Here is a 17,798-nt window from a genome sequence, read left to right on the forward strand (position 1 = left end):
ACGATGCGATGCGAACGGGAGGTGGGGCCGTGTCGGAGACCGGGGACCAGTCGCTGGCTGACCGCATAGATCGCCTTTTCCGGACGGTCCGCCGTCCGGACCGCACTGCCTACAGCAACGAGGAAGTGGCCCGGGCCTGCCGCGAATTGACGGGCGAGAGCTTCTCCACGACCTATCTGTGGCAGCTGCGCACGGGCCGCCGTGACAACCCGACCAAGCGTCACCTCGAGGCTCTGGCTTCGTTCTTCGACGTGCCCGTCGCGTACTTCTTCGACGACGCCCGCAGCGGCCAGGTCGCCGAAGAGGTCGCTCTCCTTTCGGCCATGCGCGACGCCGGGGTACGGGACCTGGCCCTGCGCGCTGTCAGCCTGTCGCCCGACGGGCTGGGCACCGTACGCGACCTGATCGACGCCATCGCACGCCGCGAGGCCGAACGGCGCCGGCCCACCTCGTGACGCCCCTTCCGGCAGCCAGGGCCTTCGGCGCGTGGCGTGGCTCCCGCGAGCGCCTGCGCCGCTGCAGAGCCGTCGCCTCCCAGGTGGACCTGCCCGTGCCGTTCGATGTGGCCGAACTGGCCGCGACGATCGCTCGACGCCGCGGCAGGCCCATCGAACTCATGCCCACCGCCTGGCAGTCCGGTCTGCCGTGCGGACTGCTCATCACGGCGGACCAGGCCGACTACATCGTCTACGTCGCCGACACTCCGCCGGTGCACCGCGAGCACATCCTCGTCCACGAACTCGCCCACCTGCTGTGCGAACACCGTGGAACGGGACTCGGGCAGTTGATGCCCCACCTGCCGGGCCAACTCGTCGGGCGGGTCCTGGGACGCACCGTCTACTCGGAACCCCAGGAGGCGGAAGCCGAGCTGCTCGCCTCGCTGATCCTGCAACACGCCGCACGCACAGCCCCCTCCGGCGAGCAGCCGGAACCCCTCTTCGGCCCCGCACCCCGCACGGGCCGGTGATGACGGACGTTCTCGCCGGTCTCGGCGGACTCACCCTGATCACCTTCGGCCTGTACCGCAGGGTGACGCTGCGCGGACGGCCGCCGGCACCCGCCCTGCGGCAGGCACACCGGTTCGCCCTCTGCCTGGGTCTGGCGCTGCTCGTCCTCGCCCCGACCAGCGCCCTCGTCGTCGAGCGCGAAGTCGGCCTTCCGGGACTCCCGATGCTGTCCGGCGACATCATGCGCATGCTCGCCGTCTCCCATCTCGGGCTGCTGACCGACAGACCGGTCCGACGGCAGTGGGCCGCCGCAGGCCTGGTCCTGTCGGCGCTGCCCGCGCTCTTCACCGGAGCACAGCTCCACTACCTGGACGGCTGGCTCATCGTCGACGACCGGCACCGGCCTGTCCTGGCCGCCTACGACATGGTGCTCGTGGTCTATCCCGCCTGGCAGCTGACAGCACTGGGCCGCACCGTCCGGCGACAGGCCCGGCAGGCCGGCCCCCGTACGCTCCGTACGGGGCTGCGCCTGCTCACCGCCGCGACGGCCGTGGGGCTCGCATGGACCACCTGGGGCCTGGACGACGTACGGCTCGCCCTGCTCACCGGCCGGCACACCGACGGTGACGACGCCGTATCCGTGGCGCTGGGCCTGCTGTGCACGGTGGTGGTGGCCGCCGGAGGCAGCGCGGCCGCATGGCCCGCGGTGCGCCACTGGTGCTGGTGCCTGCGCACCTACCGGGCGCTGGCCCCACTGTGGTCCGCGCTGCACCGGGCATTTCCCGAGACGGCCCTTGCGGACAGACGTCACCTGCTGGGCACCCTCACCCCCCGCCGGCTCCGCTTCGCCCTCTACCGCCGGGTCATCGAGATCCACGACGGACTGCTCCTGCTGCGCCCCCGCCTCGCCCTCGACGCTGCGAAAAGCGACGCCGTGCACACCTCGGCCCTACGGGTAGCCGTCGCGCTGCGCGGCCCCCTGCGAGCAGCGGAACCCGCGGCAGAACCGCTCCCCCTCGGCGACGCCACCAGCACCGACGCCGCTGCGTCCCAGCTCGCCGCCATCTCTCGCGCCTTCGCACGGCTCTGAGCCGCCCCAGCCCGGCTGTGGACCGGCAGCCGGCGCAGCGCCGGCAGGCACGGCGCCGCCGACGGGCACGGCGCCGCCGACGGGCGGAGGGCTCCGCAGATACGGTTCCGCAGACGGGCGGAGGCTCAGCAGATGCGGGCACACGGGGGTTCTCAGTAGGGACCCGTGCCCGGCAGCTGCTGTTCCGCCCAGATGGTCTTGCCCGTGGCGGTGTACCGCGTGCCCCAGCGCTGGGCGACCTGCGCGACCAGGAAGAGACCGCGTCCTCCTTCATCGGTGCTGTTGGCGCGACGCAGGTGGGGCGAGGTGCCGCTGGCGTCCGACACCTCACAGATGAGGGTCCGTTCGAGGATCAGCCGCAGACTGATCGGCCCGTCGGCATGCGTGATGGCGTTGGTGATCAGCTCGCTCACGATCAGCTCGGTGGTGTAGGCGACGTCCTCCAGCCCCCACGCGGCCAGCTGCCGGGCGGTGTTGTCGCGCGCCTCGTGCACCGCCCGGGGATCGGCGGGCACCTCCCAGGAGACCACGCGGTCGGGGGCGAGGGCGCGGGTCCGGGCGATGAGGAAAGCGACGTCGTCGTGAGGGTGGTCGGGCAGCAGGATGCGGACCATCGTGTCGCAGATCTCCTCCAGCGGCCGGTCGGGATGGGCCAGGGCGAAGCAGAGCCGCTCGAAACCGACATCGACATCGCGGTCCGAAGCCTCGATCAGGCCGTCGGTGTAGAGGGCGACGACGCTGCCCTCCTCCAGCTCGATCTCGGCCGATTCGAAGGGCAGACCCCCCAGCCCCAGAGGCGGGCCGGCGGGAATGTCGGGGAGCTCCACGGGCTCGCTGAGGTGGGCGATGGCGGGAGTGGGGTGTCCGGCGCGCGCCACGTTCAGCTTTCGCGAGATCGGGTCGTAGATGGCGTAGACACAGGTCGCGCCGACCACCACCGGGCCGTCCTCGACCGCTTCCGCCTCCTCCGCCAGGCGCAGGACGAGATCGTCGACGTGGGCGAGGAGCTCGTCGGGCGGCAGGTCCAGGTCGGCGAGCGTCTGTACGGCCGCACGCAGCCGGCCCATGCTCGCGGCGGCGTGGATGCCGTGTCCGACGACGTCCCCCACGACCAGGGCGACGCGAGCTCCGGACAGCGGGATGACGTCGAACCAGTCACCGCCCACGCCGGCCTCGGCGTCGGTCGGCAGATAGCGGTAGGCGACCTCGACGGCGCAGTGATCGGGCAGGTCGGGCGGGAGGAGGCTGGTCTGCAGGGTGAGGGCCGCGTTGTGTTCACGGACGAAGCGCCGGGCGTTGTCGACGCACACCGCGGCGCGGGCGACCAGCTCCTCCACCAGCAGCAGGTCGTCCTCGTCGAACGGGTTGGGGTTCTGCCAGCGCAGCAGCGTCACGGCTCCCATGGTCACGCCCCGTGCCCGGAGCGGCACCACGAGGTGCGTGTGCACACCGAGACGGATGAGTTTGGCCAGGCGTTGCGGATCACTTGCGAGCCACCAGGTCGTCGGGGACAGTACCGGATCGCGGATCGGCCGGCCTGTGGTCAGGCAGCGCTCCTGCGGGGACTTCGGCGGATACTTGGTGGGCTGCCCGATGGGGACGATCGCCTCCGGCAGTTCCTCATGGATCGACAGGTGGGCCGCCCGCTGCAGCGTGCCCCCGGTGACCGGCCCGGGGGTGAGGTCCTTGGCCGCGAGGACGCCATGGAAGAGGTCGATCGCGACGAAGTCGGCGAGCTGCGGCACGAGGACCTCGGCCAGCTCCTGCACCGTGCGGTCGAGGTCAAGGGTGGTGCCTATGCGCTGCGCCGCCTCGTTGACCAGGGCGAGCCGCTCACGCGCCCGGTCCTGTGCGGTGAAGTCCACGGCGGTGTGGCACACCCCGAGCGTCTTGCCGTCGAAGTCCTTCAGCGGGAACGACGAGCGGAGGCGCAGGCGGCCCTGCGAGTTCCGGCGGGACATGCCGTGCTGGGGCGTCACATGCTCGACGGCCGGGGTGACCCGCCCTGACATCAGCGCCTGGCGGGCCTGCCAGTCCACGGCGGGCGGTACCTGTCCCGTGGGTACGGCCGTGTGGTCCGACCCGTGACGGGGCTGGAGACCCTCCATGGTGGCCAGCACCCGATTCACCCACTGGAAACGGAGCTCGCTGTCGAGGACGGCGATGCCGATCGGTGACTCCTCCAGGAGGCCGCGTACCACTGCCTGGTCTAGCTCCCACTGGCGTGAGTCGGCGGCGTCGCAGGCCACGACGAGCCAGGCGGTGCCCTGCTCCGCGTGCAGCGGGCATGCCCGCAGGGCCAGCTCGACCGAGTGGCCCGAACGGTGATGCGCGGTGACCAGACCCTCCCAGCCCTCACCGCCCCGCTCGGCGGCGGACAGCGCGGAAGCCAGCGCGGACGCCAGTGTGCCCTCGCTCGTGAGGATGGTGGTTGCGGGCCGCCCCAGTACATCGGGCGCCGGGTGACCGAGAAGGGTTTCCGCCTTCCGGTTCCAGTAGCGGATCAGGCCGTCCGTATCCACGAGGATGACGGCAGCAGACGTGATGCCGAACGGATCCTCGTGGTGCTCGTTGGCCAGATCCCTGAGACCCATGGTGTCGGCCGCATCCGCGGGCGTCCTTCCTGGCACCACGGTCTCACATAGCCTGCGGTGTGTCTTCGGGGCCGCGCTGGGCGGGTGCGCGCGCAGGCCGGCGGGGCTGTGCACCCAGGCCGGCGGGGCTGTGCACCCAGGACGGCATGGCTGCGCGCGCAGGACCGCGTGGCGCGGCAGCTGCGTTTCCTGACCGGCGTCTCCCCGGCTGCCGGGCGGTGGCGCGGTACGAGAGCACGGGCGCTGTCCACGTAGTCGGTGATCTTCCGCGGGCGGCCGGGAAGCGGGGATCGAGCGCAGACGCGGCGCGTTCTCCGGCGCGTCCCCCTGGCCGCCGAAGGTTCCCGTGCCGCATCGTGGATGGGGGGCTGCTGACCTGCAGGAAGACCGCTTCATCTGCCCCTTGCGTTGAGACGGTGCGCCGGAGAGGTCGGCGGGCGGAAGGAGCGAGTGCGATGGGCCGAGCGAAGCAGCGCCCGGAGCGGCCGGAGAAGGCGCAGAAGCCGGAGCGGCCGGAGCGGCCGGAAAGGCCGGGAAAGCCGGAGCGGCCGGATCGTCCGGAGGAGTTGGATCGCCCGGAGGGGTTGGAACGCCCGGATCGTCCGGAGGAGTCCCAGCATGCGGAGCAATCGGATCGTCCAGAGCACTCGGATCGTCCGGACTACTCGGATCGTCCGGAGGACAGGACGTCGGGCCCGAGCGGGTTGATCGATCTGCTGGGTGTCGCCGCGGTGCTGGTGGAGTCCGACGGCCGGATCGACATGTGGAGTCCGCAGGCCGAGGAGCTGTTCGGCTACGCACGCGGCGAGGCGGTCGGGCAGTACGCGGCGCCGCTGCTCCTCCACCCGGAGAACAGGGACGCGGCGATCAGGCTGTTCGCCGAGGTGATGGAGACCGGCCGGGGCTGGGCCGGGGCGTTCCCCGTCCGGCACAAGGACGGCAGCACCCGGATGGTCGAGTTCCGGAACATGCGGCTGACGGACAACATCGGCGACCACTACGCCCTGGCGCTGGGCACCGACCGGTCCACACTGCGCCAGGTGGAACGCAGTTTGGCACTGTCCACCCGGCTGGTCACCCAGGCACCGATCGGACTGTCCGTCCTGGACGCCGACCTGCGCTACGTGGTCGTCAATCCGGCCCTCGCGTGGATGCACGGCGTTTCCGAGGCCGACCACATCGGCCGGGCCTTCCGCGAGATCCTGCCCGGTGAGCCGTTCCAGGCCGCGGAGAGCGCGATGCGGCAGGTCCTGGCGTCCGGCGCTCCAGTGGTGGGCAGGCAGCTGGTGGGCCGCACTCCCGCCGACCCGGACCACGATCACGCCTGGACGTTGTCGTTCTACCGGCTGGAGGACCACCACGGGCATGTGCTGGGCATCGCCAACGTGGTCGTGGACGTCACCGACCGGTACCAGGCGGCCCAGGAAGCCGAGCGCGCCCAGCGTCGCCTGCGGCTGATCGCCAACGGCTCGGCCCGGATCGGTACCACCCTGGAGGTGGAGCGGACCGCGCAGGAACTGGCGGACGTCCTCGTGCCCGACCTGGCCGACATGGCCGCCGTGGACCTCTTGGACTCCGTCCTGCAGACGGGGCGCACGGACGTCGGCGAGGGCCCGGCGCTGTTCCGCGCCATGGCCGTGAAGACCGCCTATCCCACCGACGCCGCTCAAGCGCTCATTCCGCCCGGCCGCCTGACGACGTATCACGCCGACCACCCGGCAACGCATTGCATCCGCACCCGCCGCCCGCTTCTGATCACCCACCTGGACCGCGGCGATGTCACCCGTATCGCCGCCGACTCCGAGGGCGCCTCCATGCTCGCCCGGGCCGGCGTCCACACCGACATGGCGGTTCCCCTCATCGCCCGCGGACACATCATCGGTGTCATGGGCCTGGCCCGCGCCCGCAATCCTCTGCCCTTCGACGAGGACGACCTCGCGCTCGCCTGCGAGCTCGCCTCGTGCGCCGCGCTGAGCATCGACAACGCCGTCCTGCACCAGCACATCCGCAGCGCCGCCGAGACCCTTCAGCGCAGCCTGCTCCCGCAGCTCTCGCCCCGCCATCCCGGTCTCGAAGTCGCCGCGAGATACCGTCCGGCCCAGGCCTTCAGCGAGGTCGGCGGCGACTGGTACGACGTCATCCCGCTCGACGGCGACCGCACCGCCCTCGCGGTGGGCGACGTCATGGGCAGCGGTATCCCGGCCGCGACCACCATGGGCCGCCTGCGCACCGCCACCTCCACTCTCGCGGACCTCGACCTGGACCCCGCCCAGATCCTCGTCCACCTGGACAAGATCACTCGCGGTCTGGACCCCTACATCGCCACCTGCGTGTACGCGGTCTACGACCCGCACGCCGCCCGGCTGCACGTGGCCTGCGCCGGCCACATGCCCCCGGTCCTCATGCGGGCCGGTAGGCCTCCCGAGCTGCTGTCCCTTCCCACCGGCACGCCGCTCGGAGTCGGTGGCGTCCCCTTCGAGGCCACCACTCTCGACCTGGCACCCGGGGATCAACTGGTCCTGTACACCGACGGACTCGTCGAAACCCGCGACGACCCCATCGACGCACGCCTGGAGGACCTCCTACGTCTGCTGTCACCGCCCTACGGCTCCGCGGAGGAGACGTGCGACCGGCTCCTTCATCAACTGCGGGATCCCGCAGGCCACGACGACGTCGCCCTCCTCATCGCCCGCGCACAGCCCCTGGCGACCGCCTGAGGTCCACAGGATGCCCAGGAGCTGCCCCAGGGTTTCGCCGAGCACCCGGTCACGTACCTCACCAGGAGGGGTGGCCCGCTCGCAATTCCTCCGGGACGGAGCGGCTCGCTGGAATGCGGCCGACGCACCAACTGTTGCTCCGTGACACCGTTGGAAGGTCAAGTGGGCAGGAAGGAACGTACGGTGCTCATCGGAGAGCCGGCACAGCGAACCGGGACCGGCGAACGCCTGCTGCGCTACTACGAGCGGGTGGGCCTGCTCCGACCCGAGCGCCGGCCCAACGGGTACAGGACATACGACCCCACTGCCTGAATCGTCCGACCACGGCCACGCTCACCGCCGGCCGGGTGCCGCGCACCCCGCCGCGCCCGGGAGCAAGCCGCTCTCTCCGCAGTAGGGGTCCCCATGTTGGCCGTTCTCATACTCACCCGGGCCCAGCGCAAGATCGCGAGGGCCGACCGCATGGGGACGGCGCGCTCTCGCCCGAGGCGGCCGGTCCACCTGTCAATCCCTTTGCGCGACCGAGCAGGTCACCCCTAGCGTGCAAGCGCATCGGAACCGTGCGCCAGGGCAGCGCGCCACACGAATGAGGAGCAACCGTCGTGGGAACCATGGTCTCTGTCAGGGGCTGGCTGGAGTGCGACGACGGACAGCTGGCCCGGATCAAGGAGATCGTGGAAGCAGACGATCCGGAGCGCACCTACAGCGGGGGCTGGGCCTTCCCCGCTCGCCAGTACAACTACGTCAGGTGGGCCTTCTACGGGGGCGACATCCGCGCGGTGTCCCTCGACTGGTTCGAGGAGAGGTTGCGTCAGATCGCCCGGATCCCGCCTTCCTACCAGGATGACGAGTACGACGAGAGGCCCCGGGGGCTGTTTCTGGTCAGCCACGACGTCGACGGCATGAGCGAGTGGAGGGTCCACAACGGCGGCCTGGTGATCGGCCGACCGGATGGGGATTACCACTATCTCGACGCCTAGCCAGAGCACGAAGTCGCACTGGAGCAGTAGGTGTTCGCTGCCTTCGGCATCTGCCGTTGTCGTCCGTGTGTGGTCCACGAGTGGCGGGAGAATCGGTCGCGATCGGCCGGACGGACCCTGAGACCGTTCCGAGAGCCGCTGTGCTCCCGTCCCCAAGCCGGAAGCCGGAAGCCGGAAGCCGGAAGCAGAAAACCGGACTTGAGGCCGGACTGCCAGTACGATCTTCATGCTGATTGTGGAGCGAACGCGCCCATGAACTCTGTGGGGCTCATGCGACCGCTCATCGGCCCGCCCGGCCCCGGAAGACAGATAGGCACCGGCCATGACTGCTCAGTGGTACGTCCTCATCGAGGAGGACACTCGAGTGACAGAGCGCGTTGAGGGTGTGGAACTCAGGCTGCATCGTTGGAGGCTGGTGGGCACGCATCACGTCGAGGGGGACGAGGCGCGGGCCGCGGCAGTGGCTGAGGACGCGGCTCTGCACTACGTGCCACAAGTCCTTGCCCGGCATGCCCGGCCGGGGGACAAGCCGGCGCGGCATGCCTTCCTTACCCGGGACGGCGCGTGGGTGGTGCTTGTGAGACAGCGGCACCGCGAGTGCCACATACGGGTGACCACGGCGCGGCTCGTGCATGCACAGGAGGAGAAGGAGGCGCCGCCCAAGAGCCTGAAGGAGAAGTTCCGCAGCGCCCTGGAGGGCCCGCCGCCGCCCGATGAGCCGTGGGCGCCGCCCGGCACAGCTTGAGGTGCGCGTCCGGAACCGTACTGGCGGAGAGGGCAGGATTCGAACCTGCGTGGGCCCTGTGGGGGCCCGACCTTGAGGCGTGCTCGCTGGTCCCCGATCAACCGCTCCGGGCACCTCTTCCTGTTCCCGGCCCGGGGTGTCCCGTGCCGTTCACGTGAACAAGACTGGCAGGGACTCCTGACAGGGGTCTGACGCGCCCCTGATACGGCCTGCTGGCGATGGCCGGCCACCACCTCGGCCACCAGGCGTGATGACGCACGCGGGTTCGTCCGGGGTGGCTGGGTACGGTTTGATGCCGCCCTGTGCCGGTGCTGCGCCACCTCCGTCAGGCCGCCGACGGCCGTCGCCCGGCCCTGGTCGGCTGTTCCTGGGCAGCTGCCGAGTGGCGGCCCAGGACGGGCTCTGCGATCAGCCTCGCCACTCCGCAGAGGGTCTGGCCGTGCCGGGCGAAGAGTTCGTCGCGCGAGTCGAAGTGGCCGAGGTCTGCCAGGACATAGGCCGAGAGATCGCACGCGGCTCCGGAGCCCGGGCAGGCCGTCGCGCCGTCCCAGTCGATCGCAGTCCTGGACAGCGCATCGAAGAGTGTCTCCGCGTCGGCGTTGGTGAAGCCATCACCGTGACCTTCGCTCAACTCGTCCAGGCCGCCGAAGAGTTCCGAGACCGTCAGCCACGGTGCGGTGGGGTGGTCGGTCGGAGACAAGCCTTCGAGGCGGAACTCCGGCCATGCGAGCACAATCTGGTGCGGGACGATCCGGTGCAGCCGAGGAAAGCGCGGATACCAGAACCTCCCGTCCACCAGCAGACCACGCACCCGAGTGGCCACCCCGGATGCCCGCGCGACGGACTCCAGCACGGCCAGCCGCTGACTGCACGAGCCGCGGCCGCGGCGGAGCACTTCCGAGACGGGCCGCTCGTCCTGCACCGAGTACACCGGCTGCACGGCCGCGGCGATGCGTCGATGGGCCTGGCGCAGGACCGCTGTGCGGTGGGCGGGTCCCGAGGTGTCCCCGGAGTCCACCGTCATTTCGATCCGCCGGAGCAACGACGCAACGCGGTGATGCCGCCAGTCCAGGATCTGCGTCGGGACCGTGCTCCCCGCAGCCGCACTCCCCGCAGCCGTCCCGCCACCGGCCGTGCCCGTGCGGGCGCGGCCCCAGGGCATGAGCAGCGAACTCGTCATGACTGTCGTCCTCTCGTCAGCACCCTCCGGGTGGCAAGACGTATCGTGACAGGAAATTTGAACGCGTTCAACTCTCTGGTGGCCTCTGTCTGCCCCGGTGCCCGGGCGCCGCGGAGAAGACCGCTGGGAGCACCGCCCACGTACCGATGTCACAGCCAGCCGAGGGCTCCGAAGACGGCGAGCGCCGCCACGTCGATTCCCCAAAGGGCTCCCACGGCCACTGCCTTGGTGCGTACGGCCGGCATGTCGTGGACGAGGAAGCAGACCGTGAAGAACGGGACGTATCCGATCAGGAAGATCAGGAAGGGGAACCCGGCCTGCCACCACGGCCAGTCCCAGGTCAGGACTCCGGCCTTGTGCAGCAGCACCTCCACCCCCACTGACGCCGCCGAGTTGACCGTGATGAGGACCGGGCGGTTCGGGAGGCCCAGGATGCGTGTGCCTGGCGGCGGCAGCAGCTTGGCCGCCACGATGCCCATGACGGCGAACATGAAGCAGATCTCGATGTTGAGTCCGATGAGGATCTGGTAGGCGCTGTTGCCGCTCGCTCCCCACACCGGCGCCCGGCCGGTGAAGTGGAACACCAGGGCGTTCCAGATCTCGTTGAACCAGTCCGCGCCCCACAGCGCCAGGCCGGCGAAGAAGACGTGCCAGTTCCGGCGTTCGACCTCAACCGCGTAGACGTACAGGACGAGCAGGAGCAGCGGTATCACGTACCACTGGAAGTGGGAGCTGTCCCGCAGGTGTTCCACGGCGGCGCGCGCGTGATCAGTCACTGAACACACCCGCGTCCGGATCGATGAGCACGCCCGGGTTCAGGATCCCGGCCGGGTCGAGTGCCCGCTTCGCGGCGCGCAGCGCCAGCGCGAAGGGCTCGGGACGCTGGCGGTCGTAGCCCGGCCGATGGTCGCGTCCGACCGCGTGATGATGGGTGACGGTCGCACCGAGATCGTGCAGCAGGTCCATGGCCGCTGACTTGATCTCGTCCCACATGGCCACCTCCGCCCCGCGCCGGCCCGGCGCGATGACGGTGAAGTACGGCGCGGGCCCGTCCGCGTAGACATGGGTGAAGCGGCAGTTGACGGTGCCGGCCGCCCCCGTCACCTCCCGCACGACCTCGGCGAGCCGCCCGCGGACGGTTTCGTACAGCTCCGGGGCGCGGTCCCAGGTGCAGGCCGTCTCGAACGTCTCGGTGACCACGCTCATGCGGGCGAGCGCATCACGGAGGTACGGCATTCTCAGGAACGCCGAGCGCCACGTCCCCACGGCGCTGTCCCCACCGGCGGAATCCGTGGCCGTGGGGGTGCCGCCGTGGTCACGGGCGAGGACGAGGAGTTCGGCCAGCCGCCCGTCGACCGGCGCATGGGCTGATTCCACACCGAGCACGAGCACGCTCGCACCGCCCTGCGCGACTCCCGCCAGAGCGGCCTCCCCGGGGTCCAGGAGCCGGCAGTTGGCCGGGTGCAGTCCTGACTGCGCCAGGGCGCGCACGGCGTCCATGGCGGCATGGACGTCTTCGAAGAGCACCGTGGCGGACGCCTTGTGGCGGGGGCGCTCCTGCAGTCGCATCCAGGCCTCGGTGATGACACCGAGTGTCCCCTCGGAGCCGAGAAAGAGCCGGTCGGGGGAGGGACCCGCGCCGGAACCGGGCAGCCGCAGCGACGAGTTGACCCCGACCGGCGTCACCACGCGCAGCGATTCCACGAGGTCGTCGATGTGGGTGAAGAGCGTGGCGTAGTGGCCGCCGGCCCGGGTGGCAAGCCAGCCGCCCAGCGTGGAGAACTCGAAGCTCTGCGGGAAGTGGCGCAGGGTCAGCCCGTGCGGACGCAGCTGGGCTTCCAGGCCCGGGCCGAGTGCGCCCGCCTGGATGCGCGCGGCCCGGCTGACCCGGTCGATCTCCAGTACCCGGTCCAGGGCGGAGAGGTCCAGGGACACCACACCGCGGCGCGGGTCCGCGCGGTACTCGACCCCACCGACGACCGAACTGCCCGCGCCGTAAGGTACGACGGCCACGCCGGCCTCGGCCGCCCAGTCGAGGATGTCGACCACGTGCCGCTCGGTCCGGGGACGGGCGACTTGGTCGGGGGCTGCGGTGAGATCCCCGGAGAGGGCCCGGAGCACGTCCCGGTACGCCTTGCCGTAGGTGTGCGAAGCCCGGTCCCGGGGTGCGGCCGACATCAGAGGGGCGAGCGCGGAGGGGGGCCGGACGCGTACGTCCGGCAGCGCGAGAGCGGCGACGTCGGGTACGGGCAGCGGGGTGTCCGCCGCTCCGGGGACCAGTTTGCCGAGGTCGGTGCACTCGGCGTCGGACAGTGCCTGGTCCACGGCGCCCCAACCCCACCAGGACCGGCTGGCGGGGGACGGATCGGGCGTGGTGCTGTCGGCCACGAGATTTGACCTTCCAGTAATTTACCTCTTGGTAAGTTACTGGAACGTATAGTCCTGCCATGACGACCGCAAGAGCCTCGACCCCACCGGATCCGGCCGACGGCGGGACGCCGGGAGGGCGAGGCGAGCACCGCACCGCCGGCACCAAGGGCGTTCCACGGGCCCGCCGGGAGCAGCAGATCCTCGCCGCAGCCCTGGAGGAGTTCGGCAGGCGTGGACACTCGGCGGCGTCCATGGCCGAGATCGCCCGGCGCGTGGGCGTCACCAAGCCGATGCTCTACACCTACTTCGGCTCCAAGGACGGCCTCTACGTCGCCTGCGTCGATCACATCGGCCCCCGCCTGCTCACGGCGGTCGACCGGGCCATGGCGGCGTGCCCAGCGGAGGGCGAGCTGCCGCACACGGTCCTCGCCGCCCTCTTCCGCGGGCTGGAGGACCAGCGGCACGCCTGGTTCGCGCTCTACGACCGGACCCTTGAGGCGGGCTCCGAACCCTGGCGCGCCGCCCACCGACACCGTGAGGCGATCGACGAACTCGCGGCCTCGGGTACGGCCGCTCTGCTGCGCGGCCAGGGCAACCACGACCCCCTGGACGCGGACGCGCTCAAGCAGGTGTGGACGGGGACCGTCAGTGCACTGATCGGCTGGTGGATCTCCCACCCCGAACTGACCGCGCAGGACATGACCGCGCGGTGCGCCCGCCTCCTCTCCGCCATCCGCATGACCACATGACCGACACCCGCCGGCCGTACGACTGCCCGGACGGCCGGCCGGACGACTGGCCGAACAGTGGGCCGATCTCGGCTACGCATGCCTGGCCGGCGAATGCCATGAGCCAGGGCCTGCGCGAGAGCCGACCAGCAGGGAGCCCGGCTCGGCTCGGACGGCGACGAGGCTGTGAAGGCGAGGGTTGTGGAGACAAGGGTTGTGGAGACAAGGGCTGCGGAGGCGAGGGTTGCGGAGACGATGGCTGTGGACCGGAGGATGTGCTTGTCCCGCCGTCATGGGAGCGTCGGCCCAGTCGGCCATGTCCGACACCTGCATCGGAGGAACTCGCCTCCGGGCGTGATCCGGTGTGCTCCGGGCGGACGGTTCCCACGGCTGTCGGGGTGTCGCCTGCCTGTGGCGGAGAGGGCAGGATTCGAACCTGCGTGGGCCCCGGGGGGCCCGACCGTGAGGCGTGCTCGCTGGTCCCCGATCAACCGCTCCGGGCACCTCTCCCTGCTCGCGGCCCCGGTGGTGCTCTCCGGTGCCGTTCACGTGAACGAGCTTGGCAGGACTGCCTGACAGGGGACTGATGTGTCCCTGATGCGCCGGTCCGCAGGGCCGCCGTTGTGCCGGTCCGTGCGGCCGATCGAGGGATCCCCGAGGGAGGCCAGGCGTGCCGAGCCCTCCTTGTGATGCGTCCACTGGACGCATAAGGTGCGTCCAGCGGACGCATCGGCACCCGGCGTCGCCGGGCGAACGGTGTGACTGCGAGGCCGTGCTTCACGCCTCTCGCCCCGCCCCTTCATGAACGGTGAGCCCGCACATGGCCCAGCGCACCACCACACGGAACGAGCCGCCTGCCGAGCAGAGCCCCGTGGTCGGCTCGGCCGCCTGGTGGAGCGGACGCCACGCCACCCACGCGCGCCAGCGGTCCCGGCCGGGGGGTCTCACCCTCGACGCCATCTTGGACACGTCACTGCGTATCGCCGACGAACAGGGCCTGGACGCGCTGACGATGCGAGCCGTCGCCGAGCGGATGAACCTGCGGCACACCTCGCTGTACCGGCACGTGTCGAGCCGCGAGGCACTGCTCGTCGAACTGGTCGACCACATGCTGGGGGAGATCTCCCTGCCGACGCCGGCCCCGGACTGGCGCGCCGGAACCGAGGCCGGGGCACGGGAGTACCGCCGAGTACTGCTCGCGCACCGCGCGCTGGTGCCCCTGCTGACCCGGGGACAACTGCTCGGACCCCATGCCCTGCGCGCCCGCGAACAGGGGCTCGGACTGCTGACCGAGGCGGGCTGGCCCGCCGAGAGCGCCGTACGGATCTACCTCACGGTCACGCACTACGTGGTCGGCGCCGTGCTCCTGGACACTGGGGGAGTGGCGCGCACACCGGCCGAACGAGCGGCCATGACCAGCCTGTTCGACTCGCTGCCGGCCCGGACGTATCCGCTGGTCACAGCCCACTCGGCGCTGCTCAACGGGCTGGACGGCGATGGGGAGTTCGAGTTCGGTCTGCGCTGCCTGCTCGACGGCATCGCCGGAACAAGGGAGAGCCGCTGATGCCCCGGACCGCCATGCCCACCAGTGCGCACTGGGCCACGGGAGGGAGCAGGATCACCGTTCACGGCCGCACGGGCGGGCACACGTTGTTCGTCCGCCAGGACGGCCCCGCCGCCGGCCCGCCGGTGACCCTCGTGCACGGATTTCCCACTTCCTCCCACGACTGGTCCCTGATCGTGCCCCGGCTGGCGGCACGAGGCCACCGGGTCATCACCTTCGACCTGCTCGGCTTCGGGTACAGCGAGAAACCGCGACGGCACCCCTACTCGGTGCTGGAACAGGCCGACCTCGTCGAGGACATCTGGCGCCACCTCGGCATCGACGACACGGCGATGGTCGCCCACGACTACGGCGTCAGCGTGGCCCAGGAACTGCTCGCACGCAGCCCCTACCGAATCACCCGCATGGCCTGGCTGAACGGCGGCCTCTACCCGGACCTGCACCGCCCCGTCCGCGTGCAGCGGCTGCTTCACGGCCCTCTCGGCCCGCTTTTCACCCGTGCCGTCACCGAACGCGGATTCCGCACCACGATGCGCCAGGTACTGGGCAGACCCGTACCGGACGACGATCTGCACACCATGTGGGAGAGCGTGTGCCATGACCAGGGTCACCTGCTGGCACCGCGGCTGCTGCGCTACATCGACGAGCGGCGCACGCATCAGGCACGCTGGATCCCCGCGCTGGAAGGCTACTTCGGCCCCACCCTGTTCCTGTGGGGACCCGCCGACCCGATCAGCGGCGCCCACGTGCTGGCCCGCATCAGGCAGCGGATGCCGTCCGCCACCGTGAGTGAACTGGCCGGACCGCCCGCCGTCGGCCACTACCCCCAGGTGGAGGCTCCGGACGAGGTCGCCGCACACCTCGTCCGCTTCCTCGGCACCCGGTGATCCGACCTGTGCGCGCACGCATCGCAGCGTACGAGCGGCTCGTCGGGCCGTACGAGCCGTCCTCGGGGTGAGTCGTAGCCCCGGCTGCGGCACCTGGACCTCGGCGGGCCGAGGGGCGACCCTCGACGGCGAGGGCTACTCGGACTTGTCCGGTTCGTCGGCGAAGGCAGGGTACTGGCGCACCCTTGATTCCCGCAGGTGTTGAGATCGGGAGCAGCGGCACCTGTGGGCGCCGGCACCTACGGGTGGTAGAGGGTGTGGGCGCGGGCCAGGTCGGCGGGCCCGTCCTGGCCGAGGCTGAAGAAGTGGTCCACCTGCCATGCCTGGGTGCTGCGGGCCTGCCGGTTGGTCGTGGTCACCCAGGGCGGATAGACGCGGAATCCGCGCTTTCCGCCGGAGCCGTTGCGGGAGACGATGTCGCGTTCGCACAACACCTCGCTCGGGAAGACGAACTGCCCGAAGCCGTCCTCGTCACGGCTGCTGATGACGAACAGGTCCACTCCGTCCTCGGCGTCGAACGGGCGGATCGGCCCTTCCCCGGACCGCTGCCACACGGTGACGAACTGCCCCACCTTCGTCGGGGTGGTCTTGCCCACGCGGAACCTGACCGTGCGGCCATCGAGAGTGAACCCGCATGCCGCGTACTCGGCGCTCTCCGGTTCGGGCGCCGGCAGCGAGCAGGCGAAGCCACTCGGGTCGTACACCGATGTCTTCGCCGCCACCAGGTCACCGTGAAGTCCCGCCCACGGCTGATTCGTCACCATGCCGTCATCCTGCCATCGCGACCGCGCGCGCTGCCTCGGCACCCTCGCTCCGCCGGCCGCGCAGTCGCCACGCCTCGAAGCCGAGGCACGACCTACGGACCGAGGAGCTGGTCACGATCGCCCGGAATGCCTTGAGATCGCTGAGGCCGCTGTGCCGGCCGTCGGAGGGACGGGCACTCTCCTCGCCGGCGAAGCGACGTCGATCGCCCTCTCGCTCTGGGTGACCCCGCACGGGCTCGTGACGCTCGAACTGGCTGGAGCCCTCGACGCCCCCACGGCCGAGGTCGTATTCCGTTCGTCATGCGCGCCGCCCTGCGCGGTTGGACGGCCCCCGAGTTGTTCCCTGCCCTTCGCCACGCCGAACTCGTCCCCTGACGGGGAGCAAGGCAGGTATCTGCGACGGTGTGGTGTCCGGGCTCCGGATGAGTGCTACCCGATCGGGCGGTAGGTCGGATGGTTGACGCGCTGCACTGCGCGCTTAGGATCCGAAGTCATGGCAGACATCCCCGACGAATTGATCAAGCTGGAATGTTCCGCCGAAGCAGCACGCGCCCGTCTCGCAGGACTCACCGGCGAGGAGTACGACGAGCAGTGGCGTCGTTGGCGCGCGGCCGCGGAGGCCGCGCAGGCGGCCATCACCACGCATGCCGAAGCAACCGGGACCGACCGGCACGAGGTGGAGCAGGCCGTGAAGCGGGCCGTGCGGCACTCGCAGGAGGACCCCGCCGTCGAGTAGCGGATGCAACGCCGTCCGCGGCGTCGACCGCACGGCCTGCGTACTGACCGAACCCGGTCAGGTGCCTCGCGTAGCGCCGCACGCCGGCGGCTCGTTGCGGAAGGAGTTGCAAGGCCGCGCGGCGCGAACAGGCCCGGTCCGAACGAGCCGCCGGTTCACCGACGAGCCGCCGGTGAACCGAGAGATCCTCGTCCAGGTAGCGGCCGGTACGGGAAAGCCCCCGTCGCCGGTCTGAGGCCGGTCGCAGGGGGCTTCGTCGTCTGCTGTGTCCGTCACCAGGGATGTGAGCCGTGCGCCGGCAAGGCTCGATCTTGCTCCCCTGCAGGCGTCAACTCCGAGTGTCTACAGGCTGGTTCGGGCCGAGGTCAACGCCGGTCGCCCGGGTGACTCGGCGCTGCGGAGAACGTGGCTGCGGGCGGTGGTACCAGGGCGCTTCGGCGCTCCTGGACCCCGCCCACATGCACGTGATCAGTCGCTTCCGGTCGTCGAGGGGTAC

General features: G+C 70.8%; 16 protein-coding genes and 2 pseudogenes. 11 read left to right on the forward strand and 7 right to left on the reverse strand.

The genetic code is table 11. From position 1 onward, the window contains the following. Positions 1-8: 8 nt before the first annotated feature. From ACZ7P3_RS25495 to ACZ7P3_RS25505, 3 genes are all read left to right on the forward strand, one after another. Positions 9-455 carry an XRE family transcriptional regulator gene (locus tag ACZ7P3_RS25495; RefSeq protein WP_472085547.1) on the forward strand — a complete coding sequence of 149 codons (447 nt, stop codon included), beginning with the start codon at positions 9-11 and terminating at the stop codon, positions 453-455. 95 nt (positions 456-550) lie between these two features. After that, positions 551-967 (forward strand): ParH-like protein, encoded by a 417-nt coding sequence (locus ACZ7P3_RS25500; protein ID WP_472085356.1) that lies wholly within the window; start codon positions 551-553, stop codon positions 965-967. Beyond that, positions 967-2,037, forward strand: a complete 1,071-nt coding sequence (locus ACZ7P3_RS25505) for an MAB_1171c family putative transporter (protein WP_472085357.1) — start codon at positions 967-969, stop codon at positions 2,035-2,037. Before ACZ7P3_RS25500 ends, ACZ7P3_RS25505 begins: the two co-directional genes overlap by 1 nt. A gap of 152 nt (positions 2,038-2,189) precedes the next feature. On the opposite strand, the gene ACZ7P3_RS25510 is transcribed toward ACZ7P3_RS25505, so the two are convergent. Then, positions 2,190-4,631, reverse strand: a complete 2,442-nt coding sequence (locus ACZ7P3_RS25510) for a SpoIIE family protein phosphatase (protein WP_472085358.1) — start codon at positions 4,629-4,631, stop codon at positions 2,190-2,192. Positions 4,632-5,335: 704 nt separating this feature from the next. Between ACZ7P3_RS25510 and ACZ7P3_RS25515 the strand changes: the two genes are divergently transcribed. The 4 genes from ACZ7P3_RS25515 (at position 5,336) to ACZ7P3_RS25530 (ending at position 9,073) form a co-directional block, all read left to right on the forward strand. Then, positions 5,336-7,348 (forward strand): SpoIIE family protein phosphatase, encoded by a 2,013-nt coding sequence (locus ACZ7P3_RS25515; protein ID WP_472085359.1) that lies wholly within the window; start codon positions 5,336-5,338, stop codon positions 7,346-7,348. 183 nt (positions 7,349-7,531) lie between these two features. Beyond that, positions 7,532-7,660, forward strand: coding sequence for a MerR family DNA-binding transcriptional regulator (locus tag ACZ7P3_RS25520; RefSeq protein WP_472085360.1), 129 nt, complete (start codon positions 7,532-7,534; stop codon positions 7,658-7,660). Positions 7,661-7,959: 299 nt separating this feature from the next. Further along, positions 7,960-8,328 (forward strand): hypothetical protein, encoded by a 369-nt coding sequence (locus tag ACZ7P3_RS25525; protein ID WP_472085361.1) that lies wholly within the window; start codon positions 7,960-7,962, stop codon positions 8,326-8,328. Positions 8,329-8,650: 322 nt separating this feature from the next. Next, on the forward strand, positions 8,651-9,073 hold the full coding sequence (locus tag ACZ7P3_RS25530; protein ID WP_472085362.1) for a hypothetical protein: 423 nt from the start codon (positions 8,651-8,653) through the stop codon (positions 9,071-9,073). Positions 9,074-9,094: 21 nt separating this feature from the next. Here the strand turns inward: ACZ7P3_RS25530 and ACZ7P3_RS25535 are convergent. The 4 genes and pseudogenes from ACZ7P3_RS25535 to ACZ7P3_RS25550 all read right to left on the reverse strand — a co-directional run bounded on the left by ACZ7P3_RS25535 (position 9,095) and on the right by ACZ7P3_RS25550 (position 12,641). Continuing rightward, positions 9,095-9,193: pseudogene (locus tag ACZ7P3_RS25535) on the reverse strand. 205 nt (positions 9,194-9,398) lie between these two features. Beyond that, entirely contained in the window at positions 9,399-10,253 is an 855-nt protein-coding gene (locus tag ACZ7P3_RS25540) for a transglutaminase domain-containing protein (RefSeq protein ID WP_472085363.1), read from the reverse strand. Between the two features lie 149 nt (positions 10,254-10,402). Next, positions 10,403-11,029, reverse strand: coding sequence for a hypothetical protein (locus ACZ7P3_RS25545; RefSeq protein WP_472085364.1), 627 nt, complete (start codon positions 11,027-11,029; stop codon positions 10,403-10,405). Next, a complete protein-coding gene (locus tag ACZ7P3_RS25550) occupies positions 11,022-12,641 on the reverse strand; it encodes an FAD-binding oxidoreductase (protein WP_472085365.1) in 1,620 nt (539 codons plus the stop codon). The genes ACZ7P3_RS25545 and ACZ7P3_RS25550 overlap by 8 nt, the downstream gene beginning before the upstream one ends. Before the next feature lie 59 nt (positions 12,642-12,700). Between ACZ7P3_RS25550 and ACZ7P3_RS25555 the strand changes: the two genes are divergently transcribed. Then, positions 12,701-13,372, forward strand: coding sequence for a TetR/AcrR family transcriptional regulator (locus ACZ7P3_RS25555; RefSeq protein ID WP_472085366.1), 672 nt, complete (start codon positions 12,701-12,703; stop codon positions 13,370-13,372). Between the two features lie 391 nt (positions 13,373-13,763). Here ACZ7P3_RS25555 and ACZ7P3_RS25560 read toward each other — a convergent pair. Beyond that, a pseudogene (locus ACZ7P3_RS25560) lies at positions 13,764-13,861 on the reverse strand. A 310-nt stretch (positions 13,862-14,171) separates the two neighbouring features. On the opposite strand from ACZ7P3_RS25560, the gene ACZ7P3_RS25565 reads away from it, so the two are divergent. Continuing rightward, positions 14,172-14,915: a TetR/AcrR family transcriptional regulator gene (locus ACZ7P3_RS25565; protein WP_472085367.1), complete on the forward strand. Its 744-nt coding sequence runs from the start codon at positions 14,172-14,174 to the stop codon at positions 14,913-14,915. Next, positions 14,915-15,802: an alpha/beta fold hydrolase gene (locus tag ACZ7P3_RS25570; protein ID WP_472085368.1), complete on the forward strand. Its 888-nt coding sequence runs from the start codon at positions 14,915-14,917 to the stop codon at positions 15,800-15,802. Before ACZ7P3_RS25565 ends, ACZ7P3_RS25570 begins: the two co-directional genes overlap by 1 nt. Positions 15,803-16,041: 239 nt before the next feature. On the opposite strand, the gene ACZ7P3_RS25575 is transcribed toward ACZ7P3_RS25570, so the two are convergent. Continuing rightward, positions 16,042-16,566, reverse strand: coding sequence for a MepB family protein (locus ACZ7P3_RS25575; protein ID WP_472085369.1), 525 nt, complete (start codon positions 16,564-16,566; stop codon positions 16,042-16,044). Between the two features lie 493 nt (positions 16,567-17,059). Here ACZ7P3_RS25575 and ACZ7P3_RS25580 point away from each other — a divergent pair, with 493 nt between their 5' ends. Beyond that, complete coding sequence (locus ACZ7P3_RS25580) at positions 17,060-17,302, forward strand: hypothetical protein (protein WP_472085370.1); 243 nt, start codon at positions 17,060-17,062, stop codon at positions 17,300-17,302. Positions 17,303-17,798 lie beyond the last annotated feature (496 nt).

The organism is Streptomyces sp. NPDC107581 (assembly GCF_055657175.1).